The organism is Vibrio sp. YQ_11, from assembly GCF_043103065.1.
GTDB lineage: Bacteria > Pseudomonadota > Gammaproteobacteria > Enterobacterales > Vibrionaceae > Vibrio > Vibrio parahaemolyticus.
The window spans coordinates 57,658-74,799 of record NZ_JBICJM010000034.1 but is presented as its reverse complement, the minus strand read 5'-3'; the positions used below and the strand labels follow the sequence as shown (position 1 = coordinate 74,799).

Genomic DNA, 17,142 nt, shown 5'->3' with positions numbered 1-17,142 from the left:
TTTATTAGTTTGAATAAGTCGGTTTGCGTGCGAGTCAGTTGGCATTTTTGATTGATATTGAATGTGTACCCAAGGTAATCCAATGAATTGAATCGCACATTTTTATTCGTTGGATTTTCCAAGATTCGTCTCTCGAAGAAGATACGCTCAGGCTTACCAAATTGAAGACGATTATGTACAAAAAATTATTTGCACTGATGGCTGCTGCAATGAGTGTCCAATCCGCTCAGGCCATCGTTTTGGGCAGTGTGGAGTCAAACCCTGCAGATCGCGTTGCGATTCGAGCCAGTAACATGGCGGAATTTCAAAACTGTGGCGGCACTATGGTCACTGACCAGTGGGTAATGACTGCGGCCCACTGTGTCGTAATGGGGCAAGGTTCGAACGAAGCGAGCTATTACGTTACCCAGCCGGGTGAGCTGTCTATCACTGCTCGTGTACATAATCTTCACGATACGAGTATCGACAACTACTACACCGTTTCGCATGTCGTCGTGCATCCAAACTACACTCGTATCTCGAAAGCGGATGTTGACAGCAAGGGGAATGTGAAGCCTATTCAAACGGCGCTCGATAATGACATTGCGCTGCTTTACCTTACTCGCCCAGTTACTGGGGTGAATGTGGCTGACCTCGCCACGAAAGAAGACATGATCAGCATTGAGGCACGATTAGCTGCGGATTGGAACGATAACTATGACACCAACCAGCGAACTGAAAATGTTCAGGTTTATGGATGGGGAACAACAACGCCAATGGCATCGGAGGCTTCTCCTTTGTTACAAACCACTCAGATCGGTTTTCTTCCGATAGACAAGTGTTATGAGCGTCTGGAAATTGGCAATAGCTATCCGGGGTTGATTAACTCTAGAAGCAACGCGACTAAGATCTGTACAGTGCCTACATTCAATAGGATTTTAGAGCCAAGCAGCAGCACTCAATATGGTAACTCTGCTTGTAAAGGGGACAGCGGTGGCCCGCTCCTGGACATTGCGACAGGCAAGCAAATTGGGGTCGTGAGTGGTGGTCCTTTGGTATTGCCGACTTGTGGCTCGCTGACCATTCCAAGTTTTTATACGAAGGTCAGTAACTACTACGATTGGGTTCAGTCTTACATTACTGCCGACACACCACCAAACCGTTACATCACTGAACCAAATTTTATCATCAATGCTAGAGAAGAAGCGGGCAAAGAGTGTCACGATGGTATTGCAACCAATAATTGTGATTTCAAAGGGTCCGATGACGATGGCGGCAGTCTAAATCTCTGGTTGTTGGCTCTGCTTGCTCATTTAGCATGGTGGCGCAGACGCGAATCTTAATCACGTTAACGATGTTGAAAGAAACGAGCAGCGCACGTCGCTGCTCGTTTTATTGTTAGGTTTGCGCTGTATAAATGACGATGAGTGCGTCGTCAAAATGAATGTCCTTACGCCGTGTAAGAATATTGCCAAGTGATCGCGGATTTTCACGTTTTATTACACTCTTCACCATGGCTTTTACAGCGATATTCTGGGGATTTGCTTGCTATTGCAGCATGTAAACATATACTAGTCTGCTGCGAAAAACTCGTCGCAATTTAATCGTCTTCTTTGACGTGATTTGACCAATATATAAGACAAGTAACATGCAAGTATCAGATTTCCATTTCGACCTTCCAGATGAACTCATCGCTCGTTACCCTCAACCAGAGCGTACCGCAAGCCGACTACTACAAATGGACGGCAATACTGGCGAGCTTATAGATGGCACATTTACCGATGTGTTAAACCAAGTTCAAGCTGGTGACTTAGTGGTTTTCAATAATACCCGTGTTATTCCAGCGCGTATGTTTGGTCGTAAAGAATCTGGCGGTAAGTTAGAGGTGCTAGTGGAGCGCATGCTAGATGATAAAAGCATTCTTGCGCACGTTCGCTGCTCTAAATCACCAAAACCAGGCACTACTATTATTGTGGGCGAGAATGACGAATACTCAGCGGAAATGGTGGCTCGCCACGATGCCCTATTCGAACTGAAATTTAACTCTGATAAGACGGTATTAGAAATCCTGGAAGAAATTGGCCACATGCCACTTCCGCCATACATTGACCGCCCAGATGAAGACGCAGATAAAGAGCGTTACCAAACCGTATATAACCAAAAACCAGGCGCAGTAGCAGCACCTACGGCTGGCCTGCACTTTGATGACGTTCTTTTAGATAAGATCAAAGCCAAAGGCGCTGAGTTTGCTTACGTTACACTACACGTCGGTGCAGGTACGTTCCAACCAGTAAAAGTGGATAACATCAACGATCACCACATGCATGCAGAGTATGTAGAAGTACCGCAAGAAGTGGTGGATGCCATCAATGCAACCAAAGCTCGCGGTGGTCGTATCATCGCAGTGGGTACAACATCAGTACGTTCACTCGAAAGTGCAGCGCAAGATGCATTGAAGAAAGGCACAGAATTGGTTCCATTCTTCGGCGATACTGAAATTTTTATCTACCCTGGTTACGAATACCAGCTGGTAGATTGCTTGATCACTAACTTCCACTTACCAGAATCAACATTGATCATGTTGGTGAGTGCGTTTGCTGGCTATGAGAACACCATGAATGCTTACAAGCATGCGGTGGAAAACAAATACCGTTTCTTCTCGTACGGTGACTCAATGTTCATCAAAAAGAAAACGATTTAGTAAAAAATTAGATTTACGAGTGCTAGCAGTAAGCTAGGAAATAAAGCATTCATTGCTTTGTCTCTCGCAAGGAAAAGCGACCGCTCCTTAAGTAGGGCAGAGCCCTAAACACTCAGTCAGACTGTTTCTCTGACATTCGGAGGCATCGTGAAATTAAAATTCGATCTTAAGAAGAAAAACGGCAATGCGCGTCGTGGTCAACTGACTTTCGAACGCGGCACTGTCCAAACTCCAGCGTTCATGCCAGTCGGTACCTACGGTACGGTTAAAGGCATGACACCAGAAGAAGTAAAAGGCACAGGGGCAGAAATTCTGCTAGGCAACACGTTCCACTTGTGGCTGCGTCCTGGTCAAGAAGTGATGAAAATGCACGGTGACCTGCACGATTTCATGAACTGGCACGGTCCTATTCTTACCGATTCAGGCGGTTTCCAAGTATTCAGCCTAGGTAAGATGCGTACTATCACAGAGAAAGGTGTTCACTTCCGTAACCCTGTGAATGGCGACAAGATTTTCATGGATGCAGAAAAGTCGATGGAAATTCAAAAAGATCTAGGCTCTGACATCGTAATGATTTTCGACGAGTGTACGCCATACCCTGCGACACATAACGAAGCGAAAAAATCGATGGAAATGTCGCTACGTTGGGCTCAACGCTCACGTGATCACTTCGATAAGCTAGAAAACCCGAACAACCTATTTGGTATTGTTCAAGGTGGTGTTTACGAAGACCTTCGTGATGTATCGGTAAAAGGCCTAACTGAGATCGGTTTTGACGGCTACGCAGTGGGTGGTTTGGCGGTTGGTGAGCCAAAAGAAGACATGCACCGTATTCTTGAGCACACTTGTCCACAACTTCCAGAAGATAAGCCACGCTACCTAATGGGCGTAGGTAAACCGGAAGACTTGGTAGAAGGCGTTCGTCGCGGTATCGACATGTTTGACTGTGTAATGCCTACGCGTAACGCACGTAACGGCCACCTATTTGTGACTGGTGGTGTGATCAAGATCCGTAATGCGAAACATAAAACGGATACAACGCCGTTAGATCCGCACTGTGACTGTTACACTTGTCAGAACTACAGCAAGTCGTACCTTCATCACCTAGAGCGTTGTAACGAAATTCTAGGTGCTCGTCTGAATACGATCCACAACCTGCGTTACTACCAGCGTCTGATGGAAAGCATTCGCAAGGCGATTGATGAAGACCGTTTCGATGAGTTTGTTCAAGAGTTTTACGCTCGTCGTGACCGCGAAGTGCCACCACTAAGCAAAGCTTAAAAGAATTAAAGCCTTTGGCATGTCGCCAGAGGCTTTTGCTAATAAAGTAGGCTAACGCACGTTATTTTTGAGAGAGCGATCTCTATTAGTCACTCTCAGACTTGAATCTAAATTGCGAAAGCCCAACTTGTTGGATTATCAATAAAATATAATGAGGATGTTTTAATGTTTATTTCTCAGGCTCACGCAGCAGCAGAAGGCGCGCCAGCTGGCGGTGGTTTCGAAATGCTAATCATGCTTGGCATGTTCGCAGTGATTTTCTACTTCATGATTTACCGCCCACAAGCGAAACGTGTTAAAGAACACAAGAACCTAATGTCTTCTATGGGCAAAGGTGACGAAGTTCTGACCAGCGGCGGTCTAGTGGGTAAAATCACTAAAATCGCTGAAGACAACGACTACATTTCAATTGAGCTTAACGCGAACAATGAAGTTGTAATCAAGAAAGACTTCATCACTGCAGTGCTGCCAAAAGGTACGCTTAAGTCTCTATAAAACAGCTAAAGGGTCCTCGCTGTGCTAAACCGTTACCCATTATGGAAGTACTTGATGGTGTTTTTTGCCATCATCACCGCTGCATTGTATGCACTTCCAAATATCTACGGTGAAGATCCGGCTATTCAAGTTACAGGGGCGCGTGGCGCCTCTGTAGATATGTCAACGCTGGATGCTGTCACCACTGCTCTTGATAAAGAGCATCTCTCTCATAAATCCATTGCTCTCGAGAATGGATCAATTCTTGTTCGTTTCAACGACACTGATACTCAAATTAGTGCTCGTGATGTCATCAGCGAAGCGCTTGGCAAAGACAAAATTGTTGCACTTAACCTTGCTCCTTCTACTCCAGATTGGCTAGAAGCAATTGGTGCGTCGCCACTTAAACTAGGTCTTGACCTACGTGGTGGTGTTCACTTCTTGATGGAAGTGGATATGGACGCAGCAATGGAAAAGCTTGTTGGTCAACAAGAGGAAGCTTTCCGTAGTGAACTTCGTGACGCTAAGATTCGTTACCGTGCAATCCGTCCTTCTGGCAAAGAAGGGGTGGAAGTACTGCTACGTGACGAAGAGCAACTGGCTGAAGCGAAGCGCACGCTAACGAAGAATCATCCTGACATGAACTTTGTCGAGTCTGATTCGAATGGTCGTTACGCTCTTATCGCCACTTTTACTGAGCAACGTTTGCAAGAGATTCGTAACTACGCTGTAGAACAAAACATCACGATTCTACGTAACCGTGTAAACGAGCTGGGTGTTGCTGAGCCGCTTGTGCAACGTCAAGGCGCTAGCCGCATCGTTGTTGAGCTGCCAGGTGTTCAAGACACTGCTCGTGCGAAAGAAATTCTCGGTGCCACGGCAACCCTTGAATTCCGTGAAGTTGATGATAAAGCTGATTTAGCAGCGGCGGCGAATGGCCGTGCACCTGCGGGCAGTGAAATCAAACAAGATCGCGATGGTCGTCCTGTTGTACTTAAAAAGCGTGTCATCCTAAGCGGCGCTAGCATCACGGATGCAAGTTCTAGTGTGGATGAATACGGTCGCCCTCAAGTTAACATCTCGCTAGACAGCGAGGGTGGTAACAAGATGTCGGCGTTCTCGAAGAAAAACATTGGTAAGTTAATGGCTACCGTGTTTGCTGAGTACAAAGATAGCGGTCGTAAAACGCCTGAAGGCAAAGTTATCCTGACTAAGCACGAAGAAGTGATTAACCAAGCAACGATTCAATCTGCACTTGGCCGTAACTTCCGTATTACAGGTATCGACTCAGCTGCTGAAGCGCACAACCTCGCACTTCTATTACGTGCTGGTGCACTTATCGCACCGATCTCTATCGTTGAAGAACGTACCATTGGTCCGTCAATGGGTCAGCAAAACATCGACATGGGTATCCAAGCGTGTGTTTGGGGTATGGTAGCTGTAATGCTATTTACTCTGCTTTACTACCGCGGCTTTGGTCTGATTGCCAATATTGCGTTGATGGCTAACTTAGTGTTGATCATTGGTGTGATGTCGATGATTCCAGGGGCAACGATGACGCTGCCAGGTATTGCCGGTATCGTATTGACTGTGGGTATGGCCGTCGATGCTAACGTACTGATCTTTGAACGTATCCGTGAAGAGCTGCGAGATGGACGCAGTCCACAACAAGCGATTCACCAAGGTTACGCCAACGCATTTAGTACCATTGCCGATGCGAACATCACGACGCTTATCACTGCAATCATTCTGTTTGCTGTTGGTACAGGTGCAGTGAAAGGTTTCGCAGTTACTCTATCTATCGGTATCTTAACTTCAATGTTCACCGCCATCATTGGTACACGTTGTATCGTGAACCTACTGTACGGTGGCAAACGCGTTGATAAATTGTCGATCTAAGGCTGGGAATTAATATGTTTCAAATTCTAAAAGCAGAGAAGTCGATCGGCTTTATGCGTTGGTCAAAAGTGGCGTTCGTATTCTCAATCTTTATGATTGCCGCTTCTATCTTCACATTATCAACCAAATGGCTGAACTGGGGGCTAGACTTCACGGGCGGTACGCTAATCGAAGTTGGCTTTGAAAAACCAGCTAACCTTGAAGAAATCCGTACAGCACTTGATGCAAAAGGTTTCGGAGATGCGACAGTACAGAACTTTGGTAGTGCTCGCGATGTGATGGTGCGTCTTCGTCCTCGTGACGACGTTTCTGGCGAAACGCTAGGTAACCAAATCATCGGTGCGATCAAAGAAGGTACCGGTGAAAGCGTAGAAATGCGCCGTATCGAGTTTGTTGGTCCAAACGTTGGTGATGAACTAACTGAAGCCGGCGGTCTGGCGATCCTTGTGTCGCTCATCTGTATCCTGATTTACGTATCAATGCGATTTGAATGGCGTCTAGCGGCTGGTGCTGTAATGGCGTTGGCGCACGATATTATTATCACGCTGGGTGTATTCTCATTCCTACAGATTGAAGTGGACCTAACTATCGTGGCTGCGTTGCTAACGGTTGTTGGTTACTCGCTCAACGATACCATCGTAGTATTCGACCGTATTCGTGAAAATTTCCGCAAGATGCGTAAAGGTGATCCTGCGGACATCATGGATGCTTCGATTACACAAACATTGAGCCGTACGTTGATTACTTCTGGTACAACGTTGTTCGTAGTTATTGCACTGTTTGTACAGGGCGGGGCAATGATCCACGGCTTTGCAACGGCACTGTTGTTAGGTATCACGGTTGGTACTTACTCTTCTATCTACGTAGCATCTGCACTTGCTCTAAAACTGGGTATCCAGAAAGAGCACTTGATGCCACCGCAAGTAGAAAAAGAAGGCGTAGAATTCGACGAGATGCCATAAGGCTGATTGAGAATCGAAAACAAAAACCGCTGAACTCTCAGCGGTTTTTTTGTATCTAGACTTTGAGCGAAGAAGTAGAGTGTTTTGCGACCATCAAGTTTTTATAATCTAGCCCAAGTTTTTAGAATCTAAACAATGTGGGTTTGGATACAAAAAAGCCCCGCTCGTTGAGCGGGGCTTCTTAAAGTCATCAGCGTGACGGGCTAAATTGACTTTTAAATCTTACTTAAGGATCGCGCTGTTACCATTTTCGCGAATATGCTTAAGCATAGATTTCACGCCACGAGCGCTTGAAGCCACAATGTTACCAGACTTCATGTACTCAGTGCCGCCAGCAAAGTCAGTTAGGATTGCGCCAGCTTCACGAGCAATAAGCTCACCTGCAGCCATATCCCAAGGTTTTAGACCTAGCTCGAAGTAACCATCAACACGGCCAGCAGCCACGTAACATAGGTCAAGAGCAGCAGAGCCGCTACGACGGAAGTCAGCACATTCAGTGAATAGAGAACCAACGATCTTAATGTAAGACTCTGAGTGTTGCTTCTGCTTGAATGGGAAACCTGTTGCTAGAACAGTACCTTGAAGGTCTTTCAGCGGAGTAACACGAATACGTGCACTGTTTAGCTGAGCACCAGCACCGCGTTGTGCAGTAAATAGTTCGTTTTGCATTGGATCGTAAACACAAGCAACTTCAGTTTTGCCTTTGATACGAACAGCGATAGAAACCGCGAAGTGTGGGTAACCTTTTACAAAGTTAGTAGTGCCATCCAGTGGGTCGATGATCCATTGTACGTCTTTATCTTTACCTTCGATAAGACCTTGTTCTTCAGCAACGATGCAGTGCTCTGGGTAAGACTGCTTGATAGTATCGATGATGATGTATTCTGCTTCTTTGTCTACGTTAGTGACAAAGTCATTAGTGCCTTTAAGTGTAGATTCTACTTTATCAGTGTTTTCTAATGATTTAGCAATATGATTGCCTGCTTTTCGCGCAGCGCGAATAGCAATGTTTAGCATTGGATGCATACAAATTTCCCAACGGATGTTAAAGAACGAATAAAAGCGGCGGCGAGTATACCAAAGATAAACGAAAAAGGAAGTGGTTATTTTTTAGACGTTAATGAATGGAGTCATCTTTGATATCGCGTCATACAACACAACAATTGATGAGAATGCGAATAGAAGTCAGCTTCTCCCTAGGGTGTGTTAAAAAACTATGGTAACATCCTGCGGTTTTAATTTAGGTAGCAATCATAGATGTTGGATCAAGTAAAAGTCGTACTCGTAGGTACCTCACATTCTGGCAATATTGGCTCAGCAGCCCGAGCAATGAAGGTGATGGGTTTAAGCCAACTTGTATTGGTCGATCCACAATGTGAAGTGGATGAACAAACGCTAGCACTGGCCGCTGGTGCCGCTGATATCGCTCAGAATGCTCAAGTCGTAAGCACACTGGAAGAAGCTATTGAAGACTGTGGTCTTGTGGTAGGTTCAAGTGCTCGCTCTCGCACATTAGAATGGCCAATGCTTGAGCCACGTGAATGTGGTGAAAAGTTTGCAGTTGAAGGCCAAAAACATCCGGTAGCTTTAGTGTTTGGGCGTGAAAGAACAGGCCTAACTAACGAAGAGCTACAAAAGTGCCACTATCATGTATGCATTCCTGCTAACCCTGAATACAGTTCCCTGAACTTAGCGATGGCGGTTCAAACGCTAAGCTATGAAGTTCGTGTTGCTCATCTTAATCTTGAGCAGAAACAATTCTCACCAGTTGAAGTCGAAGAGTACCCTCGTCATAAAGAGCTAGAAATGTTCTTTGACCATCTTGAAAAGGTCATCGTAGAGACCCAGTTTATAAACAAAGAACAACCTGGCCAGGTGATGAATAAATTGCGTCGTCTTTTCTCTCGAGCACGACCAGAGACTCAAGAGTTGAATATTCTTCGCGGTATTTTGACCTCGATTGAAAAGAAACTCTGAATAAAGAATAACCTTTTTAGGTGTAAGGATGAATACCTGAGTAATTTAGTCAAATAAATACTTGACCATTTTACTCGGGTATGGAAAAATCTTAACCATTACAAACCATGTGGATACGGTGTGGTATGAAACTTACATCTAAAGGAAGATATGCGGTGACAGCCATGCTGGATGTGGCACTGCATTCGCAACAAAACCCTGTACCTCTTGCTGATATTTCAGAACGTCAGGGGATCTCGCTCTCTTACTTAGAGCAGCTTTTTTCTAAATTGCGTAAAGCAGGTCTTGTTGCCAGCGTTCGTGGTCCTGGTGGTGGTTACCGACTTGGTGCCGACGCACATAGTATCGCTATCGGTACTGTGATTGCGGCCGTTGATGAGTCAGTTGACGCAACCAAATGTCAGGGCAAAGGAGATTGCCAAGGCGGGACTCGTTGCTTAACTCATACGCTATGGCGTGACCTAAGTTCTCGCATTAGTGACTTCTTGAATAACATCACTCTTGGTGAGTTGATGACAGACAATGAAGTGCTAGAAATTTCTGATCGTCAGGATATTGGTCTGGCGGTAACTCATGGGCTTTCAAACAAAAATACAACCGCCGCGCCCATCGGTGTAAACGTCCGCTCTTAGCGGTCAGCATTTTACATTGGAGTAGAGAATGAAACTGCCGATTTATCTTGATTATTCCGCTACATGTCCAGTTGATCCACGTGTTGCTGAAAAAATGGTTCAGTACATGACAATGGATGGCACATTTGGCAACCCAGCTTCACGTTCGCACCGTTACGGCTGGCAGGCAGAAGAAGCGGTAGATACTGCTCGTGAGCAAATTGCTGACCTTCTAAATGCAGATCCTCGCGAAATCGTATTCACATCTGGTGCGACAGAGTCTGACAACCTTGCGATTAAAGGTGCTGCGCACTTTTACTCGAAAAAAGGCAAACACGTAATCACTTGTAAAACAGAGCATAAAGCGGTTCTTGACCCATGTCGTCAACTAGAACGCGAAGGCTTTGAAGTGACTTACCTAGAGCCTGAATCAAATGGCCTTATCGATCTTGAGAAGCTGAAAGCGGCAATGCGCGATGACACCGTGCTTGTGTCTATTATGCACGTAAACAACGAAATTGGTGTAATTCAAGACATCGCAGCCATCGGCGAACTATGTCGTGAGCGCAAGATCGTGTTCCACGTGGATGCAGCTCAGTCTGCTGGTAAATTGCCAATCGACGTTCAAGAAATGAAAGTTGATTTGATTTCATTGTCAGCGCATAAGATTTACGGTCCAAAAGGTATCGGTGCACTTTACGTACGTCGTAAACCTCGTATCCGCCTTGAAGCACAAATGCACGGTGGCGGCCATGAGCGTGGTTTCCGTTCTGGTACGTTAGCAACTCACCAAATCGTAGGTATGGGTGAAGCTTTCCGCATCGCAAAAGAAGAGATGCAGAAAGATTACGACCACGCACTTGCACTTCGCAACCGCCTTCTTAACGGTGTGAAAGACCTTGAAGCGGTGACAGTGAACGGTGACCTAGAGCAGCGTGTACCACAAAACCTAAACATCAGTTTTGCTTTCGTAGAAGGCGAATCGCTACTGATGTCGCTAAAAGATCTAGCGGTATCTTCAGGTAGTGCATGTACTTCTGCGAGTCTAGAGCCTTCTTACGTACTTCGTGCCCTAGGCATGGATGATGAATTGGCTCACAGCTCGGTTCGTTTCTCATTCGGTCGTTTTACCACTGAAGAAGAAATTGATTACGCAATTGAACAAATCCGCGTTGCAGTGACTAAGCTACGCGACATGTCTCCTCTATGGGATATGTACAAGGAAGGGGTTGATCTGAGCACTGTTGAATGGGCTCACCATTAATCTCACGGACTGAATAGAGGATTCGAGGTAATTTATCATGGCATACAGCGAAAAAGTAATTGATCACTACGAGAACCCGCGTAACGTTGGTTCATTTGACAAAGAAGACCCATCAGTAGGTAGCGGCATGGTTGGCGCTCCAGCTTGTGGCGACGTAATGAAACTGCAAATCAAAGTGACACCGGAAGGTATCATCGAAGATGCGAAGTTCAAAACGTACGGTTGTGGTAGTGCAATCGCGTCAAGCTCACTAGTAACTGAGTGGGTAAAAGGCAAATCAATTGATGAAGCGGCTGCAATTAAAAACTCTGAGATTGCAGAAGAGTTAGAACTTCCACCGGTGAAAGTTCACTGTTCAATTCTTGCTGAAGACGCAATCAAAGCAGCGGTTGCTGACTACAAGAAAAAACACCAAGAATAATTATTCCGTAATATAATGGGAGCCTTTAACGCTCCCATTCCAATCGTAATTTAGACAGACTAAGGTGCAGTATGGCCATCACAATGACAGAAACAGCGGCAAGTCGCGTAAAAGCATTCCTAGATAACCGAGGTAAAGGTATCGGTTTACGTCTTGGAGTGAAGACGACAGGTTGTTCCGGCATGGCTTACGTACTTGAGTTTGTTGACGAGCTAAACGAAGAAGATGAAGTGTTTGATTTCTCAGACGTGAAAATCATCATCGACAAGAAAAGCTTGGTGTACTTAGACGGTACCGAATTGGATTACGTGAAAGAAGGGTTGAATGAAGGTTTTGAATTCAACAACCCTAATGCGAAAAGTGAATGTGGTTGTGGTGAAAGCTTCAACGTCTAATTGATTGTCCTTCTGGGCAAGCGAGTCCGGAAGGCTTTACTAGGACCCGATCTTAATGAATCACTTTGAATTATTTGGGCTACCAAGTCAGTTTCAGCTGGATGGTAGCCTTCTTTCTTCTAAGTTTCGAGAACTACAAAAACGCTTCCACCCGGACAACTTTGCTACCGCCTCTGAGCGAGACCGCTTGATGTCGGTGCAAAAGGCTGCGCAAATTAACGATGCGTACCAAGTCCTCAAACATCCTATCTCTCGTGCGGAGTACATCTTGGCAGAGCAGGGAATGGAAATCCGCGGTGAGCAACAAACCATGCAAGATCCGATGTTCCTGATGGAACAAATGGAACTGCGCGAAGAACTAGAAGATATTGCTGACTGCTCTGATCCTGAATCGGCGCTTTTTGACTTCGATTCTAAGGTCAGCAAAATGTATAAGCAGCATTTGGCAAGCGTTGAGCAAGAGCTTAACGACGGTCTTTGGGCTGAAGCCGCAGACCGAGTTCGTAAATTGAAATTCATTGCCAAACTAAAGAACGAAATTGAACTGGTCGAAGATAAGCTTCTCGGCTAGTTAGCGTGACAAGGACCAATCATGGCACTACTTCAAATCGCAGAACCGGGCCAAAGCTCGGCACCTCATGAGCATAAGTTAGCGGCTGGTATCGACTTAGGTACTACCAACTCTTTGGTCGCTTCTGTACGCAGTGGCGATGCCACCACATTAAATGATGAGCAAGGTCGTAGCATTTTGCCATCGGTGGTGAATTACTCAGCAGAATCAACAGTGGTTGGTTACGATGCGAAAGCCAAAGCAGAGTTTGAACCTGAGAACACCATTATCTCAGTGAAACGCTTGATTGGCCGCTCGCTAAAAGACATTCAATCTCGCTACCCATCATTACCTTACCGTTTTAAAGAGAGTGATAATGGCTTACCAGTACTGCAAACTGCTCAAGGGGATAAAAACCCGATTGAAGTTTCTGCAGATATTCTAAAAGCGCTAGGTAAACGCGCAGAAGAAACTCTAGGTGGAGAGCTTGCGGGCGTGGTAATTACCGTTCCTGCGTACTTCGATGACGCGCAACGCGCGGGCACGAAAGATGCGGCTAAGCTAGCGGGTTTACATGTACTGCGTCTTCTTAATGAGCCAACCGCTGCGGCGATTGCCTACGGTCTGGATTCAGGTCAAGAGGGCGTGATTGCAGTTTACGATTTAGGTGGCGGTACGTTCGATATCTCTATCCTACGTTTGTCGAAAGGCGTATTTGAAGTATTAGCAACAGGCGGCGACTCTGCACTTGGCGGTGATGACTTTGACCACCTATTAGCGGATTACCTAATGGAGCAAGCTGGCCTAGAAGCGCCGCTTTCTGCTGAGAAAAACCGTGCATTACTGAACATTGCAACGGCGACCAAAATTGCTTTCTCTGAGCAAGACAGCGTAGAAGTTGACGTGTTTGGCTGGAAAGGCACTGTAACACGCGAGCAGTTCGAAGATCTGATTCGCCCACTCGTGAAGAAAACTCTGATGTCTTGTCGTCGTGCACTGAAAGATGCTGACGTAGAAGCGGAGGAAGTACTTGAAGTGGTGATGGTTGGTGGCTCAACTCGTACCTTGCTTGTCCGTGAAATGGTAGGCGAATTCTTTGGCCGCACACCACTCACTAGCATCAATCCTGATGAAGTGGTGGCTATTGGTGCAGGCATCCAAGCAGATATTCTTGCTGGTAACAAACCTGACTCTGAAATGCTGCTGCTTGACGTGATTCCATTATCATTGGGTATTGAAACCATGGGTGGGTTGGTTGAGAAAATCATTCCGCGCAACACCACGATTCCTGTTGCTCGCGCGCAAGAGTTTACCACCTTCAAAGATGGTCAAACGGCGATGAGCGTGCACGTTGTGCAAGGTGAGCGCGAGATGGTGGATGATTGTCGTTCACTTGCGCGTTTCTCACTAAAAGGTATTCCTCCTATGGCGGCAGGTGCTGCGCACATCCGAGTGACGTACCAAGTTGATGCTGACGGTTTACTATCTGTGACTGCAATGGAAAAGAGCACTGGTGTTCAGTCCGAAATTCAAGTGAAACCTTCTTACGGTTTAAGCGATAACGAAGTTGCGAACATGCTGCGTGATTCGATGACTCACGCCAAAGAAGACATGCAAGCTCGTGCGTTAGCTGAACAACGCGTTGAAGCCGACCGGGTGATTGAAGGTTTGATCGCTGCAATGCAAGCTGATGGTGATGAACTACTATCAGAGCAAGAAAAACAAGATCTATTAAAAGCCATTGAAGCACTGATTGAGCTGCGTAATGGTGATGATGCAAATGCCATTGAGCAAGGCATCAAAGATACAGACAAAGCTAGCCAAGACTTTGCGTCACGCCGTATGGATAAATCGATTCGAGCTGCATTGTCAGGTCAATCAGTAGACGATATATAAGAGAAAGTAGTTATGCCTAAGATTATTGTATTACCACACGAAGATTTGTGCCCAGAAGGCGCAGTGTTGGAAGCGAAGACGGGTGAAACCGTTCTAGACGTAGCACTAAAAAACGGTATTGGTATTGAACACGCGTGTGAAAAATCGTGTGCTTGTACTACTTGCCATGTGATCATTCGTGAAGGTTTTGATTCTCTTGAAGAGAGCGAAGAGCTAGAAGATGACATGCTAGACAAAGCATGGGGTCTTGAGCCGGAGTCTCGTCTTGGTTGTCAGGCGAAAGTTGCGGATGAAGACTTGGTTGTTGAAATTCCAAAATACACGCTAAACCACGCATCAGAAGATCATTAATACTATCGCTCCAAAATAGGGGCGAAGAAAAAGGAAGATGAGCAATGAAATGGACAGATTCTCGCGATATCGCGATTGAGCTTTGTGACAAGTTTCCAGATGTGGATCCACAAACCGTGCGTTTTACCGATCTTCATCAATGGATCATGGAGTTAGATGAGTTTGACGATGAGCCAAACCATTGTAACGAAAAGATCCTAGAAGCGGTCATCATGTGCTGGATGGACGAAGCAGACTGATGCTCAATTCGGCGGTAAAACGCAGCCGAGTTAACAATTCTTACTAAAAAAAGCGGACCTCTAGGTCCGTTTTTTTATCAAGTTGACATTTTTACCCTACATAATGCTAACATCCGTGAGTTATTAAAAAGAAGCGGCGTAGGCTACGCCGATATAAGACAAGGAGAACCCATGTCTACACAGATGTCTGTATTTTTAAGTCAAGATTCTGCTGCTCCACACTGGGGTGAGAAAGCACTACTTTCATTCTCTGAAACCGGTGCGACGATTCATCTAGGTGAGGGTCATGATCTTGGTGCAATTCAGCGTGCAGCTCGTCAGCTAGATGGCCAAGGAATTCATTCAGTTCTACTTTCTGGTGAACATTGGGATTTGGAAAGCATCTGGGCTTTCCATCAAGGTTACCGCAACCCGAAAAAACACGGTTTACTAGAATGGACTGCGCTTTCTGAAGAAGACCAAACTGAACTTCAAGCTCGCATTAAAGCGACCGATTTTACGCGCGATATCATCAACAAAACGGCGGAAGAAGTTGCACCTCGTCAACTTGCTACGATGGCGGCTGAGTTCATCAAATCTGTCGCACCAGAAGGCACAGTAACGGCTCGTATTGTTAAAGATAAAGATCTATTAGCGGAAGGTTGGGAAGGTATCTATGCGGTTGGTCGCGGTTCGGATCGCACATCAGCAATGCTGCAATTGGATTACAACCCGACTGGCGATGAAAACGCACCAGTATTCGCGTGTCTAGTAGGTAAAGGCATTACTTTTGATTCAGGCGGTTACAGCCTTAAGCCTTCAAACTTTATGAGTGCAATGAAAGCCGATATGGGCGGTTCAGGTACGATTACTGGCGGTTTGGGGTTAGCTATTTTACGTGGTTTGAACAAGCGCGTAAAACTGATCTTATGTTGTGCTGAGAATATGGTTTCTGGTCGTGCGCTTAAGCTTGGCGACATCATCACCTACAAAAATGGTAAGACTGTTGAGATCATGAACACCGACGCAGAAGGTCGTTTGGTACTTGCCGATGGTCTTATCTATGCAAGCGAGCATAACCCTGAGTTGATCATCGACTGCGCAACGTTAACCGGCGCGGCGAAAAACGCATTGGGTAACGACTACCACGCGTTAATGAGCTTTGATGATGAACTTTCTCATCAAGCACTAACCGCAGCAAACAAAGAGAAAGAAGGCCTGTGGCCACTGCCTCTGGCTGATTTCCACCGTGGTATGTTGCCGTCAAACTTCGCTGATTTATCGAACATCAGCTCTGGAGACTACAGTCCAGGCGCAAGTACCGCTGCTGCATTTTTGTCTTACTTTGTTGAAGACTACAAGAAAGGCTGGTTGCACTTCGATTGTGCTGGTACTTACCGTAAGTCTGCATCAGACAAGTGGGCGGCTGGCGCTACTGGTATGGGTGTCCGCACTCTTGCTCGCCTTCTTAATGAGCAAGCAGAAAAATAATATTTATGGTGGTGTCAGTTAGGCGCTGCCGTAGTCAAGTAAGTCACTTTTAAACACTATTATTACAAGTACAAAAAGGAAACTTTATGGCTCTAGAAAGAACGTTTTCCATTGTTAAGCCTGACGCTGTGGAAAGAAACCTGATCGGTGAAATCTACAATCGAATCGAGAAGGCAGGCCTACGTATTATTGCTGCGAAAATGGTTCACCTGACAGAAGAGCAGGCGAGCGGTTTTTACGCAGAACATGAAGGTAAAGAATTCTTCCAACCTCTAAAAGAGTTCATGACTTCTGGTCCTATTATGGTTCAAGTGTTGGAAGGCGAAAATGCGATTGCACGTTACCGCGAATTGATGGGTAAAACCAACCCAGAAGAAGCGGCAGCAGGCACACTTCGCGCAGATTACGCGCTAAGCATGCGTCATAACTCTGTTCATGGTTCAGATAGTCCTGAATCAGCGGCTCGTGAGATTGAGTTCTTCTTCCCTGAGTCAGAAATTTGCCCTCGCTAATTGGTAGTTAGTTTGTGCTCGTAAAGATAGTTAGCCTCGGATAATTCCGGGGCTTTTTATTATCGAAACAGTTCGAAGACGCATTGGTGAGGTTGTTTGATATTTAACCAATGTGTTTTTAATGCCTTAGCAAAGACAGGGTTTTAGACCTCTTGTTGTA

The 17,142-nt window shown here is 45.8% G+C and carries 18 protein-coding genes; 17 read left to right on the top strand and 1 reads right to left on the bottom strand.

The genetic code is table 11. The features are described from left to right. Nucleotides 1-173 precede the first annotated feature (173 nt). The 6 genes from ACF8EG_RS13290 (at nucleotide 174) to secF (ending at nucleotide 7,296) form a co-directional block, all read left to right on the top strand. Nucleotides 174-1,322, top strand: a complete 1,149-nt coding sequence (locus tag ACF8EG_RS13290; protein WP_065765031.1) for a trypsin-like serine protease — start codon at nucleotides 174-176, stop codon at nucleotides 1,320-1,322. Between the two features lie 305 nt (nucleotides 1,323-1,627). Beyond that, nucleotides 1,628-2,680 (top strand): tRNA preQ1(34) S-adenosylmethionine ribosyltransferase-isomerase QueA, encoded by a 1,053-nt coding sequence (gene queA / locus ACF8EG_RS13285; RefSeq protein WP_020840131.1) that lies wholly within the window; start codon nucleotides 1,628-1,630, stop codon nucleotides 2,678-2,680. A gap of 147 nt (nucleotides 2,681-2,827) precedes the next feature. Beyond that, nucleotides 2,828-3,961, top strand: a complete 1,134-nt coding sequence (tgt, locus tag ACF8EG_RS13280) for a tRNA guanosine(34) transglycosylase Tgt (protein ID WP_005460199.1) — start codon at nucleotides 2,828-2,830, stop codon at nucleotides 3,959-3,961. Between the two features lie 165 nt (nucleotides 3,962-4,126). Next, nucleotides 4,127-4,456: a preprotein translocase subunit YajC gene (yajC, locus tag ACF8EG_RS13275; RefSeq protein ID WP_005460204.1), complete on the top strand. Its 330-nt coding sequence runs from the start codon at nucleotides 4,127-4,129 to the stop codon at nucleotides 4,454-4,456. Nucleotides 4,457-4,477: 21 nt separating this feature from the next. Beyond that, nucleotides 4,478-6,334: a protein translocase subunit SecD gene (gene secD, locus ACF8EG_RS13270; RefSeq protein ID WP_005460193.1), complete on the top strand. Its 1,857-nt coding sequence runs from the start codon at nucleotides 4,478-4,480 to the stop codon at nucleotides 6,332-6,334. A gap of 14 nt (nucleotides 6,335-6,348) precedes the next feature. After that, nucleotides 6,349-7,296: a protein translocase subunit SecF gene (gene secF / locus ACF8EG_RS13265; RefSeq protein WP_025795050.1), complete on the top strand. Its 948-nt coding sequence runs from the start codon at nucleotides 6,349-6,351 to the stop codon at nucleotides 7,294-7,296. A 222-nt stretch (nucleotides 7,297-7,518) separates the two neighbouring features. Here the strand turns inward: secF and suhB are convergent, their stop codons facing one another. After that, nucleotides 7,519-8,322: an inositol-1-monophosphatase gene (gene suhB / locus ACF8EG_RS13260; protein ID WP_005460178.1), complete on the bottom strand. Its 804-nt coding sequence runs from the start codon at nucleotides 8,320-8,322 to the stop codon at nucleotides 7,519-7,521. A 231-nt stretch (nucleotides 8,323-8,553) separates the two neighbouring features. On the opposite strand from suhB, the gene trmJ reads away from it, so the two are divergent. From trmJ to ndk, 11 genes are all read left to right on the top strand, one after another. Next, nucleotides 8,554-9,273: a tRNA (cytosine(32)/uridine(32)-2'-O)-methyltransferase TrmJ gene (gene trmJ / locus ACF8EG_RS13255; RefSeq protein ID WP_005460175.1), complete on the top strand. Its 720-nt coding sequence runs from the start codon at nucleotides 8,554-8,556 to the stop codon at nucleotides 9,271-9,273. A 125-nt stretch (nucleotides 9,274-9,398) separates the two neighbouring features. Next, on the top strand, nucleotides 9,399-9,905 hold the full coding sequence (gene iscR, locus ACF8EG_RS13250) for a Fe-S cluster assembly transcriptional regulator IscR (protein ID WP_005496331.1): 507 nt from the start codon (nucleotides 9,399-9,401) through the stop codon (nucleotides 9,903-9,905). Between the two features lie 28 nt (nucleotides 9,906-9,933). Continuing rightward, nucleotides 9,934-11,148, top strand: a complete 1,215-nt coding sequence (locus ACF8EG_RS13245; protein WP_005483767.1) for an IscS subfamily cysteine desulfurase — start codon at nucleotides 9,934-9,936, stop codon at nucleotides 11,146-11,148. 37 nt (nucleotides 11,149-11,185) lie between these two features. Beyond that, nucleotides 11,186-11,569 carry a Fe-S cluster assembly scaffold IscU gene (iscU, locus tag ACF8EG_RS13240; RefSeq protein WP_005483070.1) on the top strand — a complete coding sequence of 128 codons (384 nt, stop codon included), beginning with the start codon at nucleotides 11,186-11,188 and terminating at the stop codon, nucleotides 11,567-11,569. A 71-nt stretch (nucleotides 11,570-11,640) separates the two neighbouring features. After that, nucleotides 11,641-11,964 carry an iron-sulfur cluster assembly protein IscA gene (gene iscA, locus ACF8EG_RS13235; protein WP_025795048.1) on the top strand — a complete coding sequence of 108 codons (324 nt, stop codon included), beginning with the start codon at nucleotides 11,641-11,643 and terminating at the stop codon, nucleotides 11,962-11,964. A 55-nt stretch (nucleotides 11,965-12,019) separates the two neighbouring features. After that, nucleotides 12,020-12,535 (top strand): co-chaperone HscB, encoded by a 516-nt coding sequence (hscB, locus tag ACF8EG_RS13230; protein WP_005460241.1) that lies wholly within the window; start codon nucleotides 12,020-12,022, stop codon nucleotides 12,533-12,535. Between the two features lie 21 nt (nucleotides 12,536-12,556). Further along, nucleotides 12,557-14,410 (top strand): Fe-S protein assembly chaperone HscA, encoded by a 1,854-nt coding sequence (gene hscA / locus ACF8EG_RS13225; protein WP_015296286.1) that lies wholly within the window; start codon nucleotides 12,557-12,559, stop codon nucleotides 14,408-14,410. Between the two features lie 12 nt (nucleotides 14,411-14,422). Next, nucleotides 14,423-14,761: an ISC system 2Fe-2S type ferredoxin gene (fdx, locus tag ACF8EG_RS13220; protein WP_005460237.1), complete on the top strand. Its 339-nt coding sequence runs from the start codon at nucleotides 14,423-14,425 to the stop codon at nucleotides 14,759-14,761. Nucleotides 14,762-14,805: 44 nt separating this feature from the next. Further along, entirely contained in the window at nucleotides 14,806-15,000 is a 195-nt protein-coding gene (iscX, locus tag ACF8EG_RS13215; protein ID WP_005460231.1) for a Fe-S cluster assembly protein IscX, read from the top strand. 171 nt (nucleotides 15,001-15,171) lie between these two features. Then, a complete protein-coding gene (gene pepB, locus ACF8EG_RS13210; protein WP_005460223.1) occupies nucleotides 15,172-16,470 on the top strand; it encodes an aminopeptidase PepB in 1,299 nt (432 codons plus the stop codon). Nucleotides 16,471-16,556: 86 nt separating this feature from the next. After that, nucleotides 16,557-16,982 carry a nucleoside-diphosphate kinase gene (gene ndk / locus ACF8EG_RS13205; RefSeq protein WP_005460254.1) on the top strand — a complete coding sequence of 142 codons (426 nt, stop codon included), beginning with the start codon at nucleotides 16,557-16,559 and terminating at the stop codon, nucleotides 16,980-16,982. Nucleotides 16,983-17,142 lie beyond the last annotated feature (160 nt).

What these genes read in the sequence shown, in the direction of transcription:
- hscA (WP_015296286.1), top strand. Translation starts at nt 12,557, where the DNA reads ATGGCACTACTTCAAATCGCAGAACCGGGCCAAAGCTCGGCACCTCAT.
- yajC (WP_005460204.1), top strand. Translation starts at nt 4,127, where the DNA reads ATGTTTATTTCTCAGGCTCACGCAGCAGCAGAAGGCGCGCCAGCTGGC.
- trmJ (WP_005460175.1), top strand. Translation starts at nt 8,554, where the DNA reads ATGTTGGATCAAGTAAAAGTCGTACTCGTAGGTACCTCACATTCTGGC.
- fdx (WP_005460237.1), top strand. Translation starts at nt 14,423, where the DNA reads ATGCCTAAGATTATTGTATTACCACACGAAGATTTGTGCCCAGAAGGC.
- pepB (WP_005460223.1), top strand. Translation starts at nt 15,172, where the DNA reads ATGTCTACACAGATGTCTGTATTTTTAAGTCAAGATTCTGCTGCTCCA.
- secF (WP_025795050.1), top strand. Translation starts at nt 6,349, where the DNA reads ATGTTTCAAATTCTAAAAGCAGAGAAGTCGATCGGCTTTATGCGTTGG.
- iscA (WP_025795048.1), top strand. Translation starts at nt 11,641, where the DNA reads ATGGCCATCACAATGACAGAAACAGCGGCAAGTCGCGTAAAAGCATTC.
- iscU (WP_005483070.1), top strand. Translation starts at nt 11,186, where the DNA reads ATGGCATACAGCGAAAAAGTAATTGATCACTACGAGAACCCGCGTAAC.
- iscX (WP_005460231.1), top strand. Translation starts at nt 14,806, where the DNA reads ATGAAATGGACAGATTCTCGCGATATCGCGATTGAGCTTTGTGACAAG.
- ACF8EG_RS13245 (WP_005483767.1), top strand. Translation starts at nt 9,934, where the DNA reads ATGAAACTGCCGATTTATCTTGATTATTCCGCTACATGTCCAGTTGAT.
- ACF8EG_RS13290 (WP_065765031.1), top strand. Translation starts at nt 174, where the DNA reads ATGTACAAAAAATTATTTGCACTGATGGCTGCTGCAATGAGTGTCCAA.
- hscB (WP_005460241.1), top strand. Translation starts at nt 12,020, where the DNA reads ATGAATCACTTTGAATTATTTGGGCTACCAAGTCAGTTTCAGCTGGAT.
- suhB (WP_005460178.1), bottom strand. Translation starts at nt 8,322, where the DNA reads ATGCATCCAATGCTAAACATTGCTATTCGCGCTGCGCGAAAAGCAGGC.
- ndk (WP_005460254.1), top strand. Translation starts at nt 16,557, where the DNA reads ATGGCTCTAGAAAGAACGTTTTCCATTGTTAAGCCTGACGCTGTGGAA.
- iscR (WP_005496331.1), top strand. Translation starts at nt 9,399, where the DNA reads ATGAAACTTACATCTAAAGGAAGATATGCGGTGACAGCCATGCTGGAT.
- queA (WP_020840131.1), top strand. Translation starts at nt 1,628, where the DNA reads ATGCAAGTATCAGATTTCCATTTCGACCTTCCAGATGAACTCATCGCT.